The sequence below is a fragment of the Micromonospora sp. NPDC023814 genome, assembly GCF_040639595.1.
GTDB lineage: Bacteria > Actinomycetota > Actinomycetes > Mycobacteriales > Micromonosporaceae > Micromonospora.
Genome location: NZ_JBFAAF010000044.1, coordinates 22,319 through 44,258 on the forward strand (window position 1 = coordinate 22,319; position 21,940 = coordinate 44,258).

The window sequence follows — 21,940 nt, forward strand, 5'->3', positions numbered from 1 at the left end:
CACCGCGCGGACCGGCCGGGTGTCCAGCCAGGCTGACCGCCCCAACATGCAGTCAGCACACCCCTGGGCTGCGCGAACGCTCCCTACTCAGCTCAGGCCCTGCCCAGGCCCGCCGGGAAGAAACCCGGTTATCCTATCGGAATGGTAGTCTTAGGGTGTGACGTCGCCAGGGCAACCAACGGTCCCCGCTGAACCGGAACTGACGATCGAAGACGAGGCGTACAACCTGACCTACGCGGAGGCCGCGCAACGGCTGGATGAGCTCACGGCTCAGCCTGGCCCCTCGTCGAGCGACGAGATCGAGCGGCTGCGCAACCGCCTCGAGCTCGACTTGACCGACCTCAGCAACGGGGGCGGCTACGTCGGCAGCACCAACGAGCGGGAGTTCACCCCCGAGACGGCGGTCTTCGTGAAAGACCTTGCGGAAGCCGCTCTGCTCCAGTTCTGGGAGCAGAGCGTGCCTGGCGAGGCGGTGCTGCTGCGGGTGCGGCGCGACTTCGGCGAGGCATATGCGAAGGCCCTCGTGGACCGGCACCGAGTGTCTGGCAGGGCTCGGCGGGACGTGTACGCCGACCTGGACGAGATCGCCATCCCGGCTCGGTTGAGCCACGACCTTCCCGCACTGCACGCGCCCAGCGGGAGCACGTACGTTCTCGGCCATGGTCCCGACGCGGTGCGGATGACCGTCGCGCTCCTTGCCGTGCGGGCGGAGCCGTCCGACGAGCAGCGCGCCGAGGACCCGCGCGACACGACCGAGGTGCAGGGCGAGGTGCGGGCAGGCACCTCGTCGTCGGCCGATGCCTCGTACCACACGGCCAACTTCCGCGACCTACCCTTCTCGCTTCGCTCGGTCGTCGGACTCGGCCGAGGCTGGCGGCTGTTTCGGTGGCTCAGGTCGCTGACGCCCGGGTTCGACTTCCGCTGGACCGTGAACCAGTTCCGTCGTGCGGTCTTCACCCGGATGGGCGCCGACAGCTTTTACGTGCAGCGCAACCGCGACCCGCATCACCCTGTGTACTACAAGCTGAGCTGGTCGGTCACGGTCGCCCCGGCGGTGAGCAGCAACCCGCGGGAGTCGGTGAGCATCCTGGACCGGCCCGACCCCAACCTGTTGACCGTGTGGTGGCCGGACCATCTCGCCCGGCCGGGACGGGCGATCAGACCCGTGGCGAACGTTACGAAGATCGTCGATGCGATGTTCGTCATCGACCAGTTGCACGACCCCGGCAGTGTCGAGCGGGAGCTGCGCCGTCGACTACCCGGTCTCGACAAGCTTGAGCCGGAGTCGCAACGGCACCTGCTGGAGTTGCTCGGCGCGGACAGTATCGGTGGCGCCGGGCCGGTCCTGCGCACGGACGGCCTCTTCTCCGAGCCGCTGCTGGACGAGGACGGCAACCACATCGGAGTCCTCCGTCTCAAGGCCGACTTCATACCGCGGTTCGACGTCGCGCGGACTCGACGTAATCCGCTCGAGCTCTACCACAAGGGAACCGTCGAGGAGACGGGCGCGGTGACCATCCGCAACGACGTCAGCGCGGTTGCCAGCGCCGGCACCGTGGTGACGCCGAACGCGACCGAGACGATGACCGAGCTTGGCACGTATTCGACCGGCGGACTCGGCGGGGTCGTCGGCATGGGCGTGGGCGAGTCCGCAACTCAGCAGTCGGGCGGCGCGGGTGTGGTCTACCGCGGCCTGAAGTCCGGCATGGTTCGCGACGGCTCGTCCACCAAGCTCCAGCCCGCGCCCGCGCTCATCCAGGACGTGGACGTGCACTGGACCGCGACCATCGAGACCACGGACGGCACCACCGAGCCGGTGAGTTGGATCGGTGCCGCCAGCGAGTACGAAGGGGCCCGCACGCGCCACATCCCGGAGGCACTCGGCACGCCCAATCCCGCACTGCACCCGCCCGCCAGCATCGAGTACGGCCTGGGCACCGGGTTCGCGCACCTAGACCAGCTGCGCAGGGGCGAGCGGGGCAGCGGGCAACTGGCAACGCACCCGGCCGTCGGGCCGCTCGAACGGGCGGTGCGCGGATGGTTGGCGAAGAACGGCTACGTGTGCTCCAAGGGAGAGATGACCGGCAAGGCTGTCATCCAGTTCCGGAAACTGCTCAACGTCCAGTCGAGCGACTACCTGGAGGCCAACTGGGACGACGCCGGAGTGGGAGAGGGCGTCTTCATCCCCTTCGAACGCCAGACCCTCTTCGGGATCGAGCGCGTCTACCTGCGTCTGTACTTCACGAGGCCGGCGAACGACGTGGCCCGGCACGAGGGTGCCAGCATCACGAACAGGGTCATCTTCAACCCCGAGGTCAACGTGGAACTCGAGGGTTCGCACACCACCGGTGGCCGGATCTGGGGAGGCTTCGCGCTGGACCTCGTCATCGGTGTGATCAACAAGGTACTGAAGAACGTGCCCTTGACCCTCGGCATGTACCAGTACACCCGGGAAGCGAGCTACGAGTCGCCGACCGGATGGTCGTACACCCGTGAGGTGTTCTTCCAGCAACAGGACGGCGAGCCGACGCACACCTTCGGTGCCAACCTTCAGCTGCGGGCGGCGATCTACTCGCCCCACGACGACGATCCCGTGTGGCGCTTCGTCGACGAGACGGGCCGGGACTTCGAGGTCTGGTCGGCACGCTTCTGGGTCCCCGAGTTCCGGGTCCTGTCGACGAAGGCGGCACCGCCGACGGTGAGCGAGCCACGGGACGTGACGGAGGCTGACCTCGCGGCGCTCGGCAGGCCGGGCGATGCCCGACTCCCGACCGTCGCCGGCGTGGCCGAGGTCGGCGGCTCGCGGCAGCTCAGCTCGATGTTCCGACAGCTGATGCAGACCGCGACCGGCAGCACCGCCCGCGGTTGGATGGCGGCGTCCCTGTTCGGTGACTCGCCCGCGGCGCACGGCTCGAACTCATCCCAGATCCGGCGCTACCTGGTCAGCCCGGCACGGCTACGCGCCGCCAACGACCAGCTGACCCGGACCGCGATCGCCTCCGACCAGGTGTCCTCGCACGGCTTCGGAAGTGACGAGGAGGGGCAGCTGCTCCTGACCGCCTATCCGCGGCAACCGCGCTACGTGCCGCCGTTCGCCGGCCGAAGCGTCTTCTATCTCGAGGACTGGGTGCACATCACCGACGGCGGCACGCAGAACGAGACGGGATCCCGAAACCACCAGATCACCCCTGTCCGGGCGAGCCTGTTCCGTACCCGCCTCGGCAACTGGCTGCTCACGTATCCCAATGCCGCGTATCGGCACAGCGTCACGAACACCACCACGGACCTCACAACCGACGACGCCACCGATACCCGCGTCACCGTTCACGAGGGGCCCATGTGGCACATCGAGATTCCCCTCACGTTCATCGCCGTTGTCGAGGCCGCTTCCCGCAACCCAGCACGGTCCGTGCTGTCCATGCTGGATTTTGACGTGGCGAAGACCCACACGCTGGCGCTCGATGTCGAGTACGGCATCGAAGCCCATCTCAACTTCGACGAGCTGCTCGCGCTCTGGCGGGTGATGAAGCGGATCAACCAGCTCACGGGCGTCCCGCCGCAGGCCGCCCCGATCGCGGGCCTACCGGCCGACGTCGTTGCGCGGCTCGATGCCCAGGACCACACCTTGCGCCAGGACGAGGTGGCCTTCCGCGAAGGCCGCCTTCCCGCCGACAGGGCGGTGCGCTACCTGCCCAGGCGGCTGGTGGACCGCCAGGGCCTGGGCATGGGAACCATCTCCGACGTGCGTGAGCGCGGCGTTGGCGACGAGGGACGAACCACCCTGGCGGCGATGGGCTCGCAGCTGCACGCCAGCGGCGTGGCGGCGATCGAGGCGGCGCTGCCCCGGGTTGCCCAGCCCGGCTCCACCCGTTACCTACCCGGTGTCCACCAGATCCTGTCGGACATCTCGGCGCCGGCTGCCTTGCGTGCCATGGTTCCTCGCTACTTCGAGGCGGGCCGGCACATGCTCCCCACCCAGCCGGTCACGCTGAAGTCGTTGACGTTCGTGACGACCGCATACGGCGGTCTGGTCAGGCTGACGGTGGCGGTCGTGGCCAGACCCGACCAGAGCGTCCCGCCCGAGAACCTTCGCCGGCTGCCCGGTCGGCACTCGACCGAAGCCGGGATCGAGACGTACGAGCAGCCCGGCAGGGAGGTGGGAAAACGGCGCTGGCGGGTCGTCTCACCGAGCGTCACGGCAGGAGTCAACGCGCTCACGCCGGGGAGTCCGGAGACGATCCGTGGGCACACCCCTGGAATGTCAGCCACGGTGACGCGGCGCGCCGCCCTTCGGCTGGTGCGGTTCTACCGGTATGCGCCGCGCACCGGCGCCAAGGCGTACGAGGACGCCGTGCTGTTCAGCTACCCGCTCGAACTCGGCATCACGGTCCAGGTGCAGCCCCTCGGCGCGGTCTCCCTGAACTCGGTCGGGCCCATGGTCGCCCTGGGATGGCACGGGACCCGCCGGAGCCCCCAGTGGGTGCCGGTGCTGGCGCATCTGCGGGTACCACGCGCTGACACCCCGCGCCGCCCGGTCCTACCCGCGCCACCGTCGTGGCAGGAGCACGGGCCGCGGCTGGTGCCCGCGACGCTGCGCGACCCGCGTCTGCCCGGTCTCCTCGGTGCTACCCCGTCGGCGGCGGATCCGTACCTGCGACTGGCAGGCACGATGGCGCCGTTCGCGGACATGCCGAGGGACTACATGGTGAGCTGGTTCAACGCGAGCGAGCTCCTGGCGTCGGCGGCGAACGACTCGATCCCTTGGCTGTCCGCGTCGCACGCGGTCGCCGACGAGATCGACGGGTGGCTCGCCGGGCGATCGACGAACGCGGCCCTGCACTGGCTGCTTCGACCGGGCGGCGATCGGCGTAGCTATCGCAGGGGCCTGCTTGGCTCGGTCGACCTCCGCGGCACCGTGACGATAGAGCCGACGCACGCTAGTCCCTGGGCCGAGTCGACCGACCACTTCGAGCCCGACAGCCAGCAGCACCCGCCGGTGGTGTACTTCGTCGGGCGAGGCAGCGACGTGATCATCGAGAACCAACCCATCCGAGCGATGGTCTCGCACCTGAGCGCCGAGGGGCAGCAGCAGGTCAGCGTGCAGTTCGTCGGCGGCACATCGCCGTACGTGAACAACGCGGTCGTTGACCGGCGGTTCGGCTCGGCTCCGGGAAACACATCCTCGCTGACGGTGAACTGGTTCGACGTGTCGCTCGTCGCCGGTGCGACCTCGCGGACCCGGGTGCTGTCCGGCGCTCGATCTCGCCGTGGCGTTCGCTTTCCCGGCGTCGCTCCGGAAACCTCGCCGACGCACTGTACGAACACCAACCGACTCGTCTTTCGCGACGTGCTTTTTCGGGTGCGCGGCGAGACAGAGGCGCGGCCGGCCGGCACCAGCAGATGGTTTCCGGTGCAGACGCGCGAGATGGCGCTGCTGGTTCGCGTCGAGGTGCTCGCTCCGGCGGCGCAGGTACCCTCCGCGGCGTTGATCCGGTGGGCGCCGCCGAGCCGCCGGGAAAGGCTGCATCAGTTCGCCGTTGACATCCTCGGCGCGCCGGACGCGGCGTCCCGGGTCAGGGACGTCGAGAAGACGCCGCTCGACCGGCACGACGTGGCGGTCGTAAACTCGATGGGCGACATCAATATGGGCACAGGACTCGACCGGCCCGGGTCTGGGCTGATGGAGGCGAGCGGCGTTGCCGAGCGGGCGGACGTGGCGGATGTGGTCGATGCTGTCCACCGTGCCGGCGGTGCAGGCGACCCAGGGCCGCCGTCCGGTGCGCCTCGACGACCTGCGACGGCACTGGACCCAACCCGACCCGGGGCACCGCCGTCAAATGGCTTGCCGCGCGTGATCGTCGACGGCGACGTGGACCTGTTGGACGCGAGCCGGGGGGAGCTGCCGTCCTGGCACTGGCGGATGCGGTTGGCCGATGGCATGACGTCCGGCAACATATGGCATCTTGCGCAGGGACGCCCGTTCGCGGGTCCGGTCCAGGAGTTCGTGCGCGATCTGGCGCGGCAGGCGGCACCGTTGCTGGGTGTGCCGGCACCCGCGGTGCTGGAGCTGGACGACGTGTCGGGGCGGCCGGAGGAGCCGGCGCGGGTCGACCCGCTGACGTGGTCGCTCCGGGTGCGTCCGGACCTGCCCATCACGGATGTGGGGGTCACCTTCCTGCACGCAGCGGCGCACCTGGCGGCGCTGCACCTGCTCGCGGTCGGTGAGCGGCAGCTTATTCTGAGCCGCGACGAGCTGGTGGCCCAGCTGGCGGCATTGGCGAGCATGGACGCGGCCCCGGCGGACTGGCCGGCCTGGCGGCAAGAGCTGCACCGGGACATGTTCGGAGCGGGCACGTACGCGCCCGGCGCGGCGCACCGGGAGTTGGCCGAGGCGGCGGCTCTTCTGGAGCCGGGGCGGCGGGGCCGCGGCCCGGATCCCGACGCGACCGTGCGGGAGTACGTCGCCCGGGCGAACCAGGTGGCCCGGGTTCCGGCGGAGCGTTCGGCGTATGCGATCGAGGGAGCGCAGGTCTCGCGTGAGGTGCGGCCCGAGCCCTGGGACGACACGCGGCTGGTCCCCCGGTTCCAGGTCTTCGCGGATGGCCGGATCTTCATACCCGACCTCCCAGTGGTTTCGTGGTTCGGGTGGCGGCGGGCTGTCGGCGGGTTCGTCCACGTCTCGTTCAGGCTGATGCTGCACCTCGACGGCCGGCTGGAGAAACTCGAACTGCACGATGCGCTGCGGCTGTGGCACGCCGCCGGCGGACCTCGGCGCGCGTTGGTGCCGACCGAGACGGGTGCGATTGTCGACGGAACCCATGTGCCGTTGGCGTACACGACTCCTGCCCGGCACGGGTTCGGCCGCTGGCCCGAGCGACCTGCGGTCCAGACTGGGGTGCGGGTTGAACGGATCGCCGCCGGCTGGTGGCTGCGGTCGGCGGTGGAGGGGACCACCGACCGCGAGCACGATTTCCGGACCGCGGTCCATCGCCTCCCCCGGGCGAGCCCGCCGATGTGGGTGGTCGGCGGGCCTGGGAAGTTCGCCGTGGACTTGACCGACCGCATGGTCCTGGCCGACCTCCCGGACGAGTCTCACCAGCTGGTGTTCGCCAACGCGCTGCCGGCGGGGCTGCCCTGGTGGCTGAAGGTGGACCCGGTCTCCTGGAACGGCGCGGTGGCGCTGCTGCACACCGCAGGCGAGGTGTTCGGAGGCGAGGATGGGGTGCTGTACAGCACCGAAGCGTGGAAACGCAACGCCCTCTATAAGCCGACCACGGACGAGGGACACCTGCTGCCGGTGCCGGCCTGGCGACGGAAGGATAACGCGCGGTTGCCGGACGGCGTCCTGCGAATCCGATCGGATCTTCTCCTGGTGTTCGGGGATGACCCCGTTGACGCCGTGCCGGAGCGGCTGGCCTTGCTGCCGGCGCGACGGGGATGGCTGACGCTGCTGCTCGGCTCGGGCGGCCAGACGCGGCTGGACCGGCTGCGTGCCCTGCTGGACAAGCTTCCGGTCGAGTTGGCTCGCTCGACGCGGGTCGCGGTGCTCGGGACGACCGCCACGGGCCAGGCGATCATCGGCAAGTACGGGCCGGAGCTGTCACTGGTCGCCACGACGTGGGCGCGCGAGGCGGGCACCCGCCCGGATGACGGCCTGCTGCAGAACGGATGGCGACCGCCGGCCCGGTGGGTGCCGGCCCTGGGGTGGTTGCGGCCGGTCACCGGGGCGCAATGGGCCGGGGGGGAGGCTCCGGCGCCGGAACACGGCCGGATAGCGATGACGGTGGCCGCGTCGTCGTCCCGGCCCAGGTTGAGGCTGCCCTCGCTTGTGCCTCGAGAGGCGGATTTGTTGTGGGCGGCCGGAGGACCTCCGGCGGTGAATGCCGACGCGGTGGACCTGGTGGTGTGGTCGCCGGATGCGCTGGAGGGGAGCTTCCGAGGCGTCGCCGCTTGGGAACCGTGGGTGCTCGCGATGGCCGACCCGGTCGCCGCCGCGGCCGGCCACTCGGGCGGCTACCTCTTACGGGTACGGGTGGGTGCCGGGGCGGCGATCGCGGTGGGCACACGCCGTGCGCCCCCGATGATGCATGGGCGAGAGCTGCGCTTCGCCGACCCGGACACGTTCCTCCTGCCGGAGTCCTCCCTCGGCCAGGTGACGGTAACTGGCGTGTTCGAGGTGGATGTCACGGGTCTGCTGGCCGGTGGATGGGAGGTTGAGCCCGCGGCGGCCCACCCGGAGGGGGCGGCTGTCGCCGACTGGCGGCCACCGCTGCGCCGCACGAGGCCCGCTCACCGTTACGACCCGGCCGTGCACGAGTTCATTGCCGCATACCGGGCCCTGCGGGCCCAGGCGCCGCAGCTGATGCGGCTCACGGATCCGGAACTCGAGCGCATGGGCGCGGGACTGAGGTGGTTCGCCGGCGGCCTCGGCTGGCTGACATCGTATGTGCCGGACGTGTTCGGTGATCCCCAGGTCACCGCCGTTCTGCGCGATCTTGACGGGTGGCTCGGGCCCGTCCCCGCCGATTGCCGTGCCAAGCTGGCACAGGCCGTCGCCGACCTGCTGCTGGCCGTTGCCCTGGTGCCGACCCAGGAGGTCTGGCACGACCAGGACCGTTCGACGCGAAAGACCATCGAGCCGATTAGTTTCCGTCAGCTGCCTTGGGCCCTCCGCGGAATCCTGGGAACGGTACAGGACGGTGCCGATCCGTTCGGCAGCAGTACGGGTTTCGGCGTCATCGGCTATGACCCAGACCTCCCGCTGCACGAGCGGCTCGCCCGGCTCAACCTGTTGCGACTCTCGCCCAGCCTCCGGCAGAAGGTGCGTGACCGCCTGGCCGAAATGCCGCCGCCCAGGGCCGTGGCGCGGGCCTGGGACGCTGTTGGCCGCGCGGAGCAGACCACCTGGGTGAACGGCGCCGCGGCGGCCGCTCACCTCTGGGGTCTCCGGAGCAGGGTGCATCTCTGGGGCCTGGTGGAGATAGCCCGGTCTTTCGTGGACGACGTAGCAGGCGCGCTGGAGCGCCTGGCGGTGGAAACGCCGTTGTTGTTGGATCTCCCCGACCAGGAACATCCGCATCGGACGATCGAGAAAACGGCGGAGGAGCGGCTGAAAGCTGCGAGAGCGGCGATAGCAGCCATTGACAAGGCGATTTCGGACGGTATCCCGGTGCATGTCCGCGGCGCTGAGGTGGGCGGGAGGCCGGCGTCCCCGGCGACCCTGGTCGAGCGGCTTGGCCGCAGCCTTCAAGAGCTGGCACGCTATGTCAACCTCGGCGCCTGGAGTGAGTCCGAAGAGCAAACAACCGTTACGACCGGTACCCGCGTGACCTTAACCGTCGACGCGGAGGAGACGGCGCCAGTGCCGGCGCCGCTCGCGTGGAGGGTTCAATGGCACGACGTGGAAGGGTCGGCACGGGCCAGGCTCGAGGAGTCCGACGACGAGGTCACCTGGAGGCAGGTCGCGACGCACTGCCCCGGCGACCCGCTGGTGCTCGCCCAGCGGACCGGGCGGTGGCTCCGGCAAGAGGTGACGATCGACGGGCGGGCTACCTTCAGTGGGGAGGTGGCCGGGCTCGACCGGCCATTGCCGGTGCTGCACGACGGCTCATCTTCTCCGGTTGATCCGGTCGCGATCGACGCCGAGGAGTACGGCCAGCAGATCGGGCGTGGGCTGACCTTCGATAAGCGACTTCCCCCCGCGGACGACCTCGGGGCTCGCATCCGTGACGTTGCCGCACGCTCGGATTTCTGGCGGCACGTGTGGGAGGTGGGCGGCGTCCACGTCCGGGAGCCGAACGCCGAATCGCCGCGGACCGGAGAGCAATACCGGATGCTGCGGGCGACCCGTGGTCGGACCGGCGCTCCCGAATTCATCGTGGGCGATCCGCGGACCGGGTGGTACACGCACCTCCGGTTTGACCAGTTCACCGGCCGCGGACTGCTTGTCGAGCCAATACCCGGTGGAGGCGACCCGGAGAGCTACGAGGAGCTGGCGGAAGAGCCCCGCCCATTCCTGGGCCGGCTGGCCGAGGCGCCTGACCCCGGGCAATCGCGGCTACACATCCACCAGGCGCTGATCGCCGAAGGACTGGACGCCGACAACCTGCGCGCGACGGAAGCCGAGGAGGAGTTCGTCGCCTTCGCTGCCGGGCAGCTAAGCGGACGCCTCTGGCAGGCGCGCCTGCGGCGGCGGTTGGTCCGGAACGGCAGCTTCTTCCGCGCGGTGCGGGAGGCCGACACCGTCAACGATCCTCGCGCTCTGCCAGGTGGGCTGTCTAGCGAGGTGATGCCTGAAGAGGTCGCGCGCCGGTTGGAGGAGGACTTTGCCGCGGCGGCGCGGGGTGCCCCGTCCCGCTGGGCGCGGCTGTTCACGTTCCAGGGCATGTCATCCGAGCGGCGGGCGGCGGAGCGCCAGGTGCTCGACGCCATCCGGAGAGACGACGTGTGGGCGACCGGCGCCGCCGCCGCGGTGGAGCAGGTCACCGCGGACGTGTGGGGCCTGCGGCTGGTCGTGTTCAACCACACCGACCGTGGCTTCCAGCGGGCGCACGGCTCGTCCGATCGCCCGACGGTGACCGTTGTAGCCGCCGGCACCGAATACGAGGCGACGGTGAGGGTGCCGGCGGCGGAGCCCCAGCCGGCATTGCCGAACGACTCGGCGGTGAGGATGCCGGCGGCGGAGCCCCAGCAGGCATTGCCGAACGACTCGGCCCGGTCGTCATCGGGGGAGGCTCGGCCGGTACCGGAGGTGCAGGCGGCACCCCCGGCGCCGGAGGCGCGCGCGGCGCGGGTGAGAGAGGAATTCGACAACCTGGAAAGGCAGGTCTACGCCGCGCTGACGGAGCGGGGCCTGACCAGACCCGCTGTCACGGAGCATCCCTACACGATCAGGCTGACGCGTCTCAACGCCGAGTTCCAACGGATCTACCAGCGTGTGACTCAGCAGCCGGAAACGTCCACCGAGAACGATTCTGCGATGCTCTCGGAGCTGCGGTTGGCGATGGAGCGGCTGGGGCACGCGGTGGGCCGGCTGCCACGTGAACCCCCGGCCGCGACTACGCGCGGGCGTGCCGGGCGTGGTCGAGGACTGCGACCTCCCTCTCGTCCGCGGTGGCCTGCGCCACGGGATTTCGGGCGGTGGCCGGTGGACGCGCGGGACGACGTTTCTGCAGCGGATCTGTCGGTGGCCGCCTGGACGATCAACCATCATCGGGCCGAGGAGTTGCGGCGCGAAATGCGGGTCGACGGCCCGCCCGACCTTCGTGTGGTCACCGGCGGACGCGAAGGCCTGGCCCCCGTGTCCGCGGAGATCCTGGCATTGCGCTTCTATCTGGCAGCCTGGACGATGACGCCCGCCGAGCGGACCAGATCGGGCATCGAGGCGGGGTCAGATGGCGACAAGCTGGCTGCGGACGGGCACGTCGGGATGCGGGCGGTGCTGCGTGCCGCGTACGCGGCGACGCGCCGGTTCCCCGTGCTGGACGCGCCGATGTACGCGGTGGCCGATCGGGAGACCCTGCTGGACGGCCGGCATCTGGTGTTCGGGTCGGCGGCCCGGCCGGCGTTCGTCCGCCCCGACGAAGTTCTGCTGCGGTTCCCCTCCGGCTCGGGCCGGGACGTGTCCGTCCTGCTCGGTCTGCCGCTTGGCAGCGTGGTGGTCGCCGACGCGGCGGCGCACGGGGTGCCCGACCACTGGGAGGCGGAGGTCGTCCTCGAGCGGCTGCGCCCGTTGCCGTCTCCGCCACCGCCGCTGCGCGAGGGCATGACGCTGCCGCAGGTCCGGGAGCGGGCCTGGGTGTCCCGCGATGCCAACGGACGGACGCGCGTGCGGGTCAACCTCCCGCCGGGTGCCGCCGGGCCGGTGGACGCGGCGGCCGTGCCTGCGGACTCGATGCTGGTCGAGTCGGGGGGACGGGTCATCGTGGAGATGATCGCGGACCTGATGACCGAGTGGCGGACGGCCGACTGGGTCTGGCTGCTACCCGACGGGCGCCCTGCTCGGCATCATCCGCTGCCGATAGCGGGCGGCACAGCGTCCGGCCTGCTGATCTCCGATGGGGGTGGCGCCGTGCTCGTGTTGACGCCCCCGGAGCGGTTCGCCCGGCTTCGGGACGAGCGGACGACGGACCTGGTGCGGGTGTTGCCGGGCGTGAACCGGGTGCTGGCCACGACCACCAACGACGGTCAGCGGATCCAGGTCTGGCACCGGGAGCAGGCGACGGTCGTGACCCTCGGCCCGGAGGAAGTAGCCGCTGCGGTCGTGGCGATGGTGGAGCGCCGGCATTTCAGTGGGACGGCGCTGGAGTGGGTCGTCGACGGCCCGCGGCTGGTTGACGAGTTCCTGGACCGGTTCCGGGCGGCGTTGCAGGACGATGGGCTTCCGGGGGTCGTGGAGCAGATCACTCTCGTCCGGCTTGGCAAGCAGCCGGCCTTCGAACTCGGCCCGGTACCCGCGGCGACCGGGGAGCAGGTCGAGGTGCCGCTCGGGATCGATGATGTCCGACTGTTCCGCGGCGGTGGCGTGTGGCACGTGTGGGTGGGGCTGAAGCCTGATCCGGCGGTGATGCGATGGATGGCGGTGCGCCCCGGAACAGCGGTCGTGCACAGACATGGCGCGGGTGACGGCTCGCCGCTCACCGAAGGCACGCGGGCGGCGCTGCGGGAGGGGCTGACGCTCGCGAGGGCAGATGGCGTATCGCAAGCGGCATTGCTGGCCTGCGAGCAAACGCAGGCGCAGGCGTTTGCCACAGCGCACGCGCTGACGGTTTGGGCATCCGAGGATCGGGTTTTCGTCAGCCCACGTGGTGGACGGGTGTTCATCGGTCGGGCCGAGATCGGGCCGGACGGTCGCCTGCGCGTGGTCACCAAGATGGGCGAGTTCAGGCGCTTCGAGCCGGACGGGTCGGATCCGGCGGAGCCGAGTTATGCGCCGGTGATAGGGCTGGACGCCAAGTCGGCCTTGGCGCATGCCGGGCCGTGGTTCTCCCGGTTCCGTGCCGGTGCGGCGGCCCGGCTGGCCGCGATGCCTGGGGCGATCCGGTGGAGCCCGCGCCTGGCGGCGGGCAAGCATCCCCGGCGTCGTGGCGAGCGGGCATCACCGGTCGGCCATGGGTGGGACGTGCGGCGGGCCTACCTCACCGCTGCCGATAACCGCGGGCGGCGAGCCGCGCTGTTGCAGATCCTGCCGGCGGCAGGATACGAGGCGGTCGATGCACTGGCGCGGTTCGTGTCGGCCCGCGCGGCCACGCGTGCCGACCGGGCCGACGCGGTCGCGCTCGAGCTTGTCGCGAAGGCGCTGTCAGGAGCCGACAGCTTCGTCCTGGATGGTCGGGCCATCACGGGCCTCGGCCCCGAGGCCACGTACGAGTGGATCTCCGCGGTGCTGCCGTTGCGGGCCCTGTGGCCGCAGCACGCGGGGCGACTGACAGCGCTGCTCGTCAAGACATTCGCTCGCTGCGCCTGACCAGCGCAGCAGCTCGTGGTGGTCCGTCGCGGAGCTCGCGGTCTACTCCGGTAGTTCAGGCCTGGCCGCTGTCGCGCGGTAAGGGTTTTCCCCGGGTGGCCGCCGGGATTGCCGCACGCCAGGGGCGGCGATCTCCGCCGGTTGCCGTCGCGGCTGGACGACGCGGCCGTGACCCGACGCCCGTGACGACCTGGGCCTGCGGTGTTCTTGCGGCCCCGATTCGACCGACCCCGCCGTCGATGCGTCTTCGCGGACAGCCAGGACGAGTTGGCCGCGCTGGACGCCGCACTGCGGGAGACGCCGCCGCGCGGTCGGCTGACGCTGGTGCGCGGACGGGCCGGGATCGGGAATTCGGCGCTGCTCGTCGCGGCCGCGAAGGACTGACTGGACCGGCTGCCGGTGGAGTGAGCCTTTTTCATCCTGCGTAGCGGTTGGCTTCGACGTGGTGCAGAACGAGGATGGCCTGCACGATCGTGGTCGCTCGCCGTGGGCAGCAGCGCAGCTTGTTCAGGATTTTCCAGGTCTTGAGGGTGGCGATCGCGCGTTCGCCGGGGGCGCGGATTTTCGCGTGGGCGCGGTTCACGGCCTTCTGCCGGCGTGACAGCTTCGGCCGGAAGCGGTGCCGCTTGAACGGAGTGCGCACGCTGCCGCGGGCTCCTTGGTAGCCCTTATCGGCGAAGGTCATCACGTCTGCACTGGTCAGCGCCTCGATGATGCCGTGGGTTCGGGCTGCGGTCAGGTCATGGACCGAGCCGGGCAGCGCTGGCGAAGCCCATACGAGGCGGCCGGCGGCATCGGCGATGACCTGCACGTTCACGCCGTGGTGCTTGTGTTTCCCGGAGTAGTACGGCTTCTGGTCGGCGACCCGGTCGATCGGAATCAGGGTGCCGTCCAGGATCGCGTACGCCAGCCGGCGGATCCGGTCCATGGCGGTGGCCAGGTCGTCGGCGGCCGTCGCGAGCATGCACGTACCGCCATGCGGTGGTAACGCCGACGGCGAACCCGGCGGCCAGCCGGGTGTAGGTATCACCGTTGCGCAGGTGAGCCAGGGCGAGCAGTGCCTGCCGTCCCGCGTCGAGGCGCCGCCACCTGGATCGGCGGTGGTTGCGGTGGCTGCGGATGCGATCGGCCAGGTGATTCAAGGTCCGGCTGGACAACGAGATCGTGGAGGGGTAGGACAGCACAGGCGAGGCTCCCGGTCGGGGCATCGGGTTTTGGTCGATTTGCTGTCTTACCTGGAGCCTCGCCCTCATCGATCTACGGCCCCCGCCTACCAGCCTGACCAGCAACATCAGGTTTGGAAAGGGCTCAGTAGTTGAAGGTCTCCTTAATTGATGGGGAACCACCGCAACAGGCAGTTGCAGCGGTAAACACGAAGAGACCAGCATCCGTCGAGTTCCCGAATTTTAATTGTGGTTGTCGTGAGCTGCCTGAACGGCTCGCAACAGAATTGTTCCGGGCCGGCTACGAACTGGCGTGTTGTCGCTGGCCTTCTACCAACATGGCTGGTCAGGGTGATTGCTTCAACGCTTCTATCCATGTCAAACAGCTGATGCCGTGCCCGCCGGTTCCGACGAGCGCTGAAGTCATCTTCAATCGTGGTTCGCTTTGAATTCAACTGAGCGGAGTCGCGCCTTCGAGTCGACCGGGCATGCTCGATCAAGGGGTTCTGCCGTCGTTTCGACCGGAGCATCAAGTTGACTACACGATGGGCGTCGAATGGGTGAACTAGCGGCCGCGAGGTTGGAAAGGGATCCGACCCGACCGTCGCCGTGGGTGACGCTCCCGGCGACGCCGTTTCACGGGGAGACGGCAGCTACCGGGCGACCCTTTGCCGACTGCGGACCCTCGGCGGGCGTGGTCGGCGTCGATGAGGATGCTTTCAGCAGCAGGGAGACCACGCTCGCCGGATCGATGACCTGGATGGCGCGGGCCGGGGAGACGCAGGACGAGTCACCTCCCGCGGAACCATCTTCGGCAGGTGTGGCATCTGGAACCGCGTCGGGGGAAAGCCTCGCAGCACGTGTGCGTGGTGACGAGAAGCCGGTCTTCTTGCCCGAATTCACCGCCGAGCCGCTGGCGAACTCGCCGGCCGTGTCCCGTCAGTCGACCTTCATACAGGGCGCGGCGCCGTCTGTGGTTGCCGCGCTGCGCAGCCTTACCGGGGAGACGCTCGCCGAACCGATCGGCAGCATATCGGCCCGGCTCGAGGCGGCCGAGAGCGGTGCGCTGCCGCCCGCGGCGCTCGGCGTCACGGACCGCCGGGGTGTCTACCTGCCGAGTGCGGGGCCCATGCGGCGACGGTCGCCCGGACAACCCGGCGGTCAGCCGCCAGACCGGGGAGTAGCCCGAGCCGACCCCGAGGCGCCGGCTGGCCCGCCCGTTGACGCGAAGCATATCGATGAGACGCCGGTTGATGTGGCAGCGGCCGTCAAAGCGGTCGGCCCGATCGAGGCGGTGCGTCGGGCATTCGCGTGGGGCTGGCTCGGGGTCGAGCTCGAGTCGGACCGGCTGCCGGACACGTTGCCCGGTGAGCTGACATTCCGTCAGGGCACGCGGCGGCTGACGGTGAGTGTCGAGTTCGGCCCAGCGCCGGAGTCGCGCTTCGCCATCGCGGACAGCGTCGCGTCGGTCGTACGGCGTAACGAACACACCGCCCGGTTGGTGGTGGCCCAGGGGTCCGCCCCGCACGTGGTCGCCGCCGAACTGGCCGGAACCGCCACCCAGTGGTTCGCCGAGCAGTGGTGGGCGCGGCTGAGCCACCTGTTGTACCAGCGTGACGGCCTGGTGCTGGACCAGGCGTCGCGGCCCGGACGGTTCGCGGTGTTGACGCCGGCCGATCGCGGGCGGTGGGCTGCAGTCGCCGTGATGTCCATGTACGCCAAGGAACATCCGGACGAGTGGACGGTACGGGACGAGGAAGCGCTGATCCTGCGGCTGGGCGACATGGGCCTGTTGGACGGACAGCCGCACTCGACGGTGCGCCGGCGGTTGCTGTCCCAGCTCGGCGAGCTCAACGCCCACGGTCGCCGGGTGTTGGAGCGGGTTTGGAGCCGGGCGGCCGTCACCGACCCGGCCAGCGCACTGGAGCGGATCAACGGCGCGTTGACCGACCTGGTCTCGTTGATCGGCGACCTCAAGGGCGGGTTAGCTAGAGAGCTTCCCGACGACGGCGGACACGAACTGCGGCTGCGGCTACCCGGCAACGGCGGGCGGGTCGTCCCGCTCATCCTCGTCGAGCCGGACGGCCGGAGCGCGGTCAACGACGTGGAGTACGACGGCTCCCCACGAGTCCTGCGCGTACGTACGGACGTCAGTGTGGACGCGTTGACCACCGAATTGGCCGGTGTGATCGCCGAAATCATCGCCAGTGACCGGGACGCGAGCGCTGATGCGAAGGCCGCCGGGGCGAAGCAGCGGGCGGCGACGCTGCAGGCGCAGTACTGGAGACAGCGGTCGCCGTGGATGCGCAGGACCGTACGGGCGATGGGACGCCGGCGCGGGCCGTGGATCGAAACCATGCTGCGCCCCGAGAATCCGGCGCGGCCCGCTGCGGCCGGATCCACTCGCTCGAAGCCCGAGCCGCTGCACGACCCGGTGCGGTCGGAGTCCGTGCCGGTGGGCGGCGTGATCCACTCGACGGAGCAGGCGATGGTGGACGCCGCCCTGCGGAACATCGATGGCGTGTCCGATCCGGCGTCGTTCGGCCGGCGGATGATCGCGGTTGACGGCCGGCCGGGGGTGGTGCGGTACCACCGCGACGGGCGGTCGTTCGACATCCGGGTGGAGATGGACGAGGCGTACGCCACGCCGACACTGCTGCTTGCGCCCGACGACGTGAAGTCCGCCGTGCGCGGCCGGCTTCCGGAGGCGGTGCTGCGGGTGCCGGTCGGCCTGCCCACCGACGAGCTGGCTGGCTGGCTGGTCTGGGCCGGCGGGCGGGTCGGCGCGCTGCGCCGTGGGCTGGGCCGGCGGCTCTGGCAGGTGTACTCGCACTCGGCCCGCCCTGACCTGCTTAACCCGAAGGGCGTGGCCCGGAAGCGGTTCCTGCACTTCGGGCCCGAGGATCAGGGGAGGTTGGCCAGGCTGGCCTACCGGTTGCAGCGGTTGGAGTCCGCGTCGGACAAAGCCCCGGCACATGTCGTCGCCGCCCTCGACGCCGGTATGGCGCGGGACCTGGCCGACCTGGGAGTGCTCCGCGACCAGAAGGGCGGGCTGGCCCGGGCCGAGGCGGTCGGCCGCTGGTTGCTCGGCGCCGGTCTGCCCCCGTCGGCGGTGGTACGGGTGATGGAGCACCTGTTCGGCACCCGCGCCGACACCGATCCGGACAAGCTCGTCCAGGCGGTACGGGCGGCTGCGGCGGCGTTCGCCGCGACGTCGCGGGAGCTGCGGGGTGCCGGGGTGCACAAGGACGGCGACCGCGACGTGCTGCGGCTGCGGCTCGACCCGGGGGTGCGCCCGGAGCCGGATGACGACCGCCGGCTCATGGCGTTCGACATCGAGGTGGTGTCCGGCGCGCAGTGGCCGCGGACCATGGCGGTCAGGCTGGACGTGGCGGGGGACCGGCGGGTGCTCCAGGTGCGGCGCGACGCCGGCGACGCCGCGCTGCGAGTCGGGGTGGCCGGGGTGCTGACGGCGTGGCTCGCGGCCGAAGCCGCCTCCGGCCGGCCGGCGCTCGGCCTCGAGCTGGGCCAGCCGCTGGATGATCAGCTCCTGCACGGCCTGCGGTTGCTCGCCGAGCACGAGGCACTGCTTCGCCTGCGGAACGCCGGCACCTCGACGATCGCGCGGTGGACGCGGGCGAAGGCGGGACGCCCGACGTTCCACCAGCGGATGCTGGACCGCCTGCTGGGAATGCAAGCGCAGAGCATGCGGGAACTGCTCCAGGAGCCGGGTCTGCCGGCCGCCGTCGGTAATGAGCTGCGGGCGGCGCTCGCGGCCCAGCACGCCGGACCGATCGCGGCCGTCCGTGCCGCCGCGCGGAGCGGCACGTCACCGGCGCCGGTACCGAGCAAGCCTGGGTTGTCGGAACACACGATGCGGCGGGTGGTGTCGACGGTCCTGCCGATGGCGACGACGGCGGGCGCGGGCCTGTTGGCCGGCCGTACCACACAGTTGATCGCGGCCAGCCTCGCCGGTCAGGGGGCGGCCGCGGCGCCGCAGGCATGGTCGGACGCGGCGAACGCGCGGATGAGCGCCGGCGGCGACGAGTTACCGAAGGACCGGTTGGCCAAGCCGGACCTGGAGGTCGACAGGTCGGCGCTCGACAAACCGTCCTGGGCCGGGCCGATGGCCAACATCACGAAGCGGTCTCCGTCCGGGTTGGCGCAGTCGTTGGCCTCGCTCGCCGCCGTGGTGGCGGCCGATCCCAGCCGGGCCGTCACCGGCGGGATCGCCGTGGGCCTGACGGTGCTGGCGAACCTTGCCCAGGCCGCGGCCGACTGGGTCTTCGACCATCCGGAGAAGGTGGCCTCCGACCGGTACGCCCATGCGTGGTCCCGCACCAACGACAAGCTGCGCAACGACTTCGTGGAGAGCGCCTACTACCGGATCCGGGAGCTGCTGGCGCGGAAGGAGAGGGACCGCCAGGTGTCCGGCCGGCTGCGCGTCGACGGTGCGATGCGCGCCGACCTCGAACAGACCCGGCGACTGGTTGCCGACATGATGGCGGACATCGCCGGGCAGACCGACAATCTGATCGCCGAGATGATCGGTCGTCGCAAATCTCCGTTCCACCGGTCGGAGCTGGCCGAGACCTACAACCTGGTCGCGCGGGGCGTGGCCGACGGCAAGCCGAGCCGCCTGCACAACGCGCTCCGGGTGAGCTCACAACACAGCGCGGCGCAGTTGCCGTCGTTGGTGCTGGGTTTCCTGGCGGCCAGCGCGGTCGATCTGTTGCAGCTGAACGTCGTGGCCGCGGCGGTTAGTGGCGGCGCCTACGGGGCGGGGTGGAGTGGGCTGAAATGGCACGAGTTCGCCGACCTGGTGGCGGTGGCGAGCTGGGACACGCTGGAGCGGTTGCGGTACATCGACCAGGCGGCCGACTACCTGCTGAACGGGGACCGCAACGCGGAGTTGACCCCGCCGCGTGCGATCGATGAGCACTCGCAGGCGGATCCCGGGAACAGTTGGTGGCTCCGGAAGGTGCGGTCGCTGGGCATGACGGCGCTGGCCGAGGCGCGGGCGCAGGGTCGGGCCAACGACGCGGCCGGCCGCCCGCGCGAGGTCTCCGGGCGGTTGCAGCTCTACTACAAGCACCTGCCGACGATGGCGTCGTATCTGGCCGCGGCCGGCCCGCTCACCCTGGTCTTCCCGGTCGGCATCGCGGCGGGTGTGGTGTTGGGCGTCGGCGCCGCGGCCAAGCTCGTCACCGGTCTCGGCGAGAACATCCTGCGGGTATCGGCGCCGTTGTACGGGCAGGTCGCCAGCATCAGGTCGGCGCTGTCCGAGACCCAGCGGATGACCAGCACCAAGGCCGAGCTGGCAGATGAGATCCACCGGCTGCTCGACCGGGCCAAGACGGTGAACGAGCGGATCAGGCCGGTGCCGGGTCCGGGTTGGCCGGGGACCCTCGACACCCTGCGGCACATGCCCAGGTCGCTGCGGCAGCGGCTCGATCACCACGGCCGTCTGGTCCGCCGGGCGGTAATCCGGATCGGTACGGTGTCGCGGCGGGGGGAGCCGCCGGCGTTGTGGCGTGCGGCGCCGGTCGAGCGGGTGCGGTTGACCCGCCGGGACCATCGTGCGATCAACGAGCTGTACGACCTGGCCAAGGACCTGGACCACGCGTACGACCCGCTGCGCACCGCCCGCGCCGACCTGACCCCCGAGCGGGTCGGCATCAAGGTGTCCCTGCTGCTCGACCGGTTCGGCCTGCGTACCGGGCAGGACCCCGACGGTCGGCGGTGGGCGGCGGTGACCGCGGACCTGCGCCGCCGGCACGGCTACCTGGTCACTGGTAACAGCCCGCTGGCCCGGCTCCGCGACACCCTGCCGGCCGACCCCGCCCTCAAGACCGACGACGTCGGTGTAGAGGAGCCCGCGTCGGAGGGGGTCGTCCTGGACACCCACCTTGCGGCGGCCGGGCGGGCGCTCGGGGAGGCACACCGGAACGATCCGCTCACCATGCGGCTGTGGGCGGCGGTCAACGGTCCGCGACTGGCCGGGTACCGGATCGACGTGCGCGCCGCCGGGCGGATCAAAGCGTTCCCGCCCGACGGGCACCGGTTCGCTGTACAGATCACCACGGCCGTGCCCGGCCCCGGCACCCGTGCCGAACTCCGGCTGGCCCCGGACGACTTGCGGCATGCGTTCTTCCGCACCCATCGCGGCGAAACACATCAGCTCACCGTCCACCCCGACCACGCCAACGACGCCGAGCGACTCGCCGAGATCCTTGGCTGGGCGCTCAACGCGGTGATCGTGCACAGGATGGAGAGCGAGCACCGGGTTTCGGCGCTGCTCCACAAGCCTCAGCCGACGCGCTTTACCCTGCCCGTCGGCTCGGTCCCACCGCCTGATCGAGCGCAGGCTCCTTCCGGCGCGTCGCCCACAGACCCGGACGAGCCGGAGCGGCCGGCGACGCCGTCGCGGACGGGCCTGCCGATCCCCCCCGGGCTCTACCACCGGCTTTCCGGGGATGACGCGGATGCGTTGTCCGGTGTGGAGCGGCTGCGGAACCTCGTCGTGGGCCCGGTTTCGGAGCGGTCGTCGGGGGGGTTGCCTGGGTGGTTCGGGGAGTTGCGGGTGTCTGATCCGGAGGTGGTGGTCGGGCCGGGTCAGCCGTGGCGGGGTCGGGTCGTGGGTGGGAGGGCTGGAGCGCAGGTTCGGGATGTGATCGAGTGGGTTCCGAGGTCGGGTGCCGGTGACGGCGTTGGACCGGCCACGGCTGTCGAGGGTGGTGGCGTGATGCGGGCTGGTCGGGGTGGTCTCCGGGCGGCTGTTGTCGGTGGTCGACGAGCCGTTTCTGCGTGGACGTCCGATCGGGGTTCATGGCCAGGCCGTGTTGGTCTGCGCCGGTACGATTCGGCCATTGAGCGTGCGTACCTCGCTGCGACGGACAACGTTGGGCGGCGGTCGGTTCTCATTGATGCTCTGCCCGGGTTGACTCACGTCGCCATGCATGCGCTTGCCGGTTTCGCGGCAGACAACGCCCACACTGATGGGGACAGGGCTGACGTGGAAGTGCTGCGGCTGCTGGCGTTCGCGTTGTCTCCGTCGTATGTGGCGGGCGGCGAGCCGGATTGGATCGCCGGCTTGGACGCGGTCGGGAGGTACGAGTGGAGCAGTGCGGTGTTCGCCCTTCACAGGAAGCTCCCGCGGTCTCGGGATGCTCTGAAGCCGCTTATGCAGACACTGGTGCGCTGCGCGCCGGTGTCCTCCTGAACGCGTCCGGGGCTGGTCGGCGGCGGGGCTGGCGGCCAATGAGCCGACCGACACCGGGGCCGGCGGACCGCAGCCCTGCGACCAGCAGTC

2 protein-coding genes and 1 pseudogene are annotated in these 21,940 nt (G+C 70.5%); 2 read left to right on the forward strand and 1 reads right to left on the reverse strand.

The window, feature by feature from the left end; all coding sequences use genetic code 11:
• Positions 1-157 precede the first annotated feature (157 nt).
• Positions 158-13,465, forward strand: coding sequence for a hypothetical protein (locus tag AB0G14_RS22570; protein WP_357700374.1), 13,308 nt, complete (start codon positions 158-160; stop codon positions 13,463-13,465).
• A gap of 415 nt (positions 13,466-13,880) precedes the next feature.
• Here the strand turns inward: AB0G14_RS22570 and AB0G14_RS22575 are convergent.
• A pseudogene (locus tag AB0G14_RS22575) lies at positions 13,881-14,649 on the reverse strand (transposase family protein).
• A gap of 1,273 nt (positions 14,650-15,922) precedes the next feature.
• Here AB0G14_RS22575 and AB0G14_RS22580 point away from each other — a divergent pair.
• On the forward strand, positions 15,923-21,850 hold the full coding sequence (locus AB0G14_RS22580; RefSeq protein ID WP_357700376.1) for a hypothetical protein: 5,928 nt from the start codon (positions 15,923-15,925) through the stop codon (positions 21,848-21,850).
• Positions 21,851-21,940 lie beyond the last annotated feature (90 nt).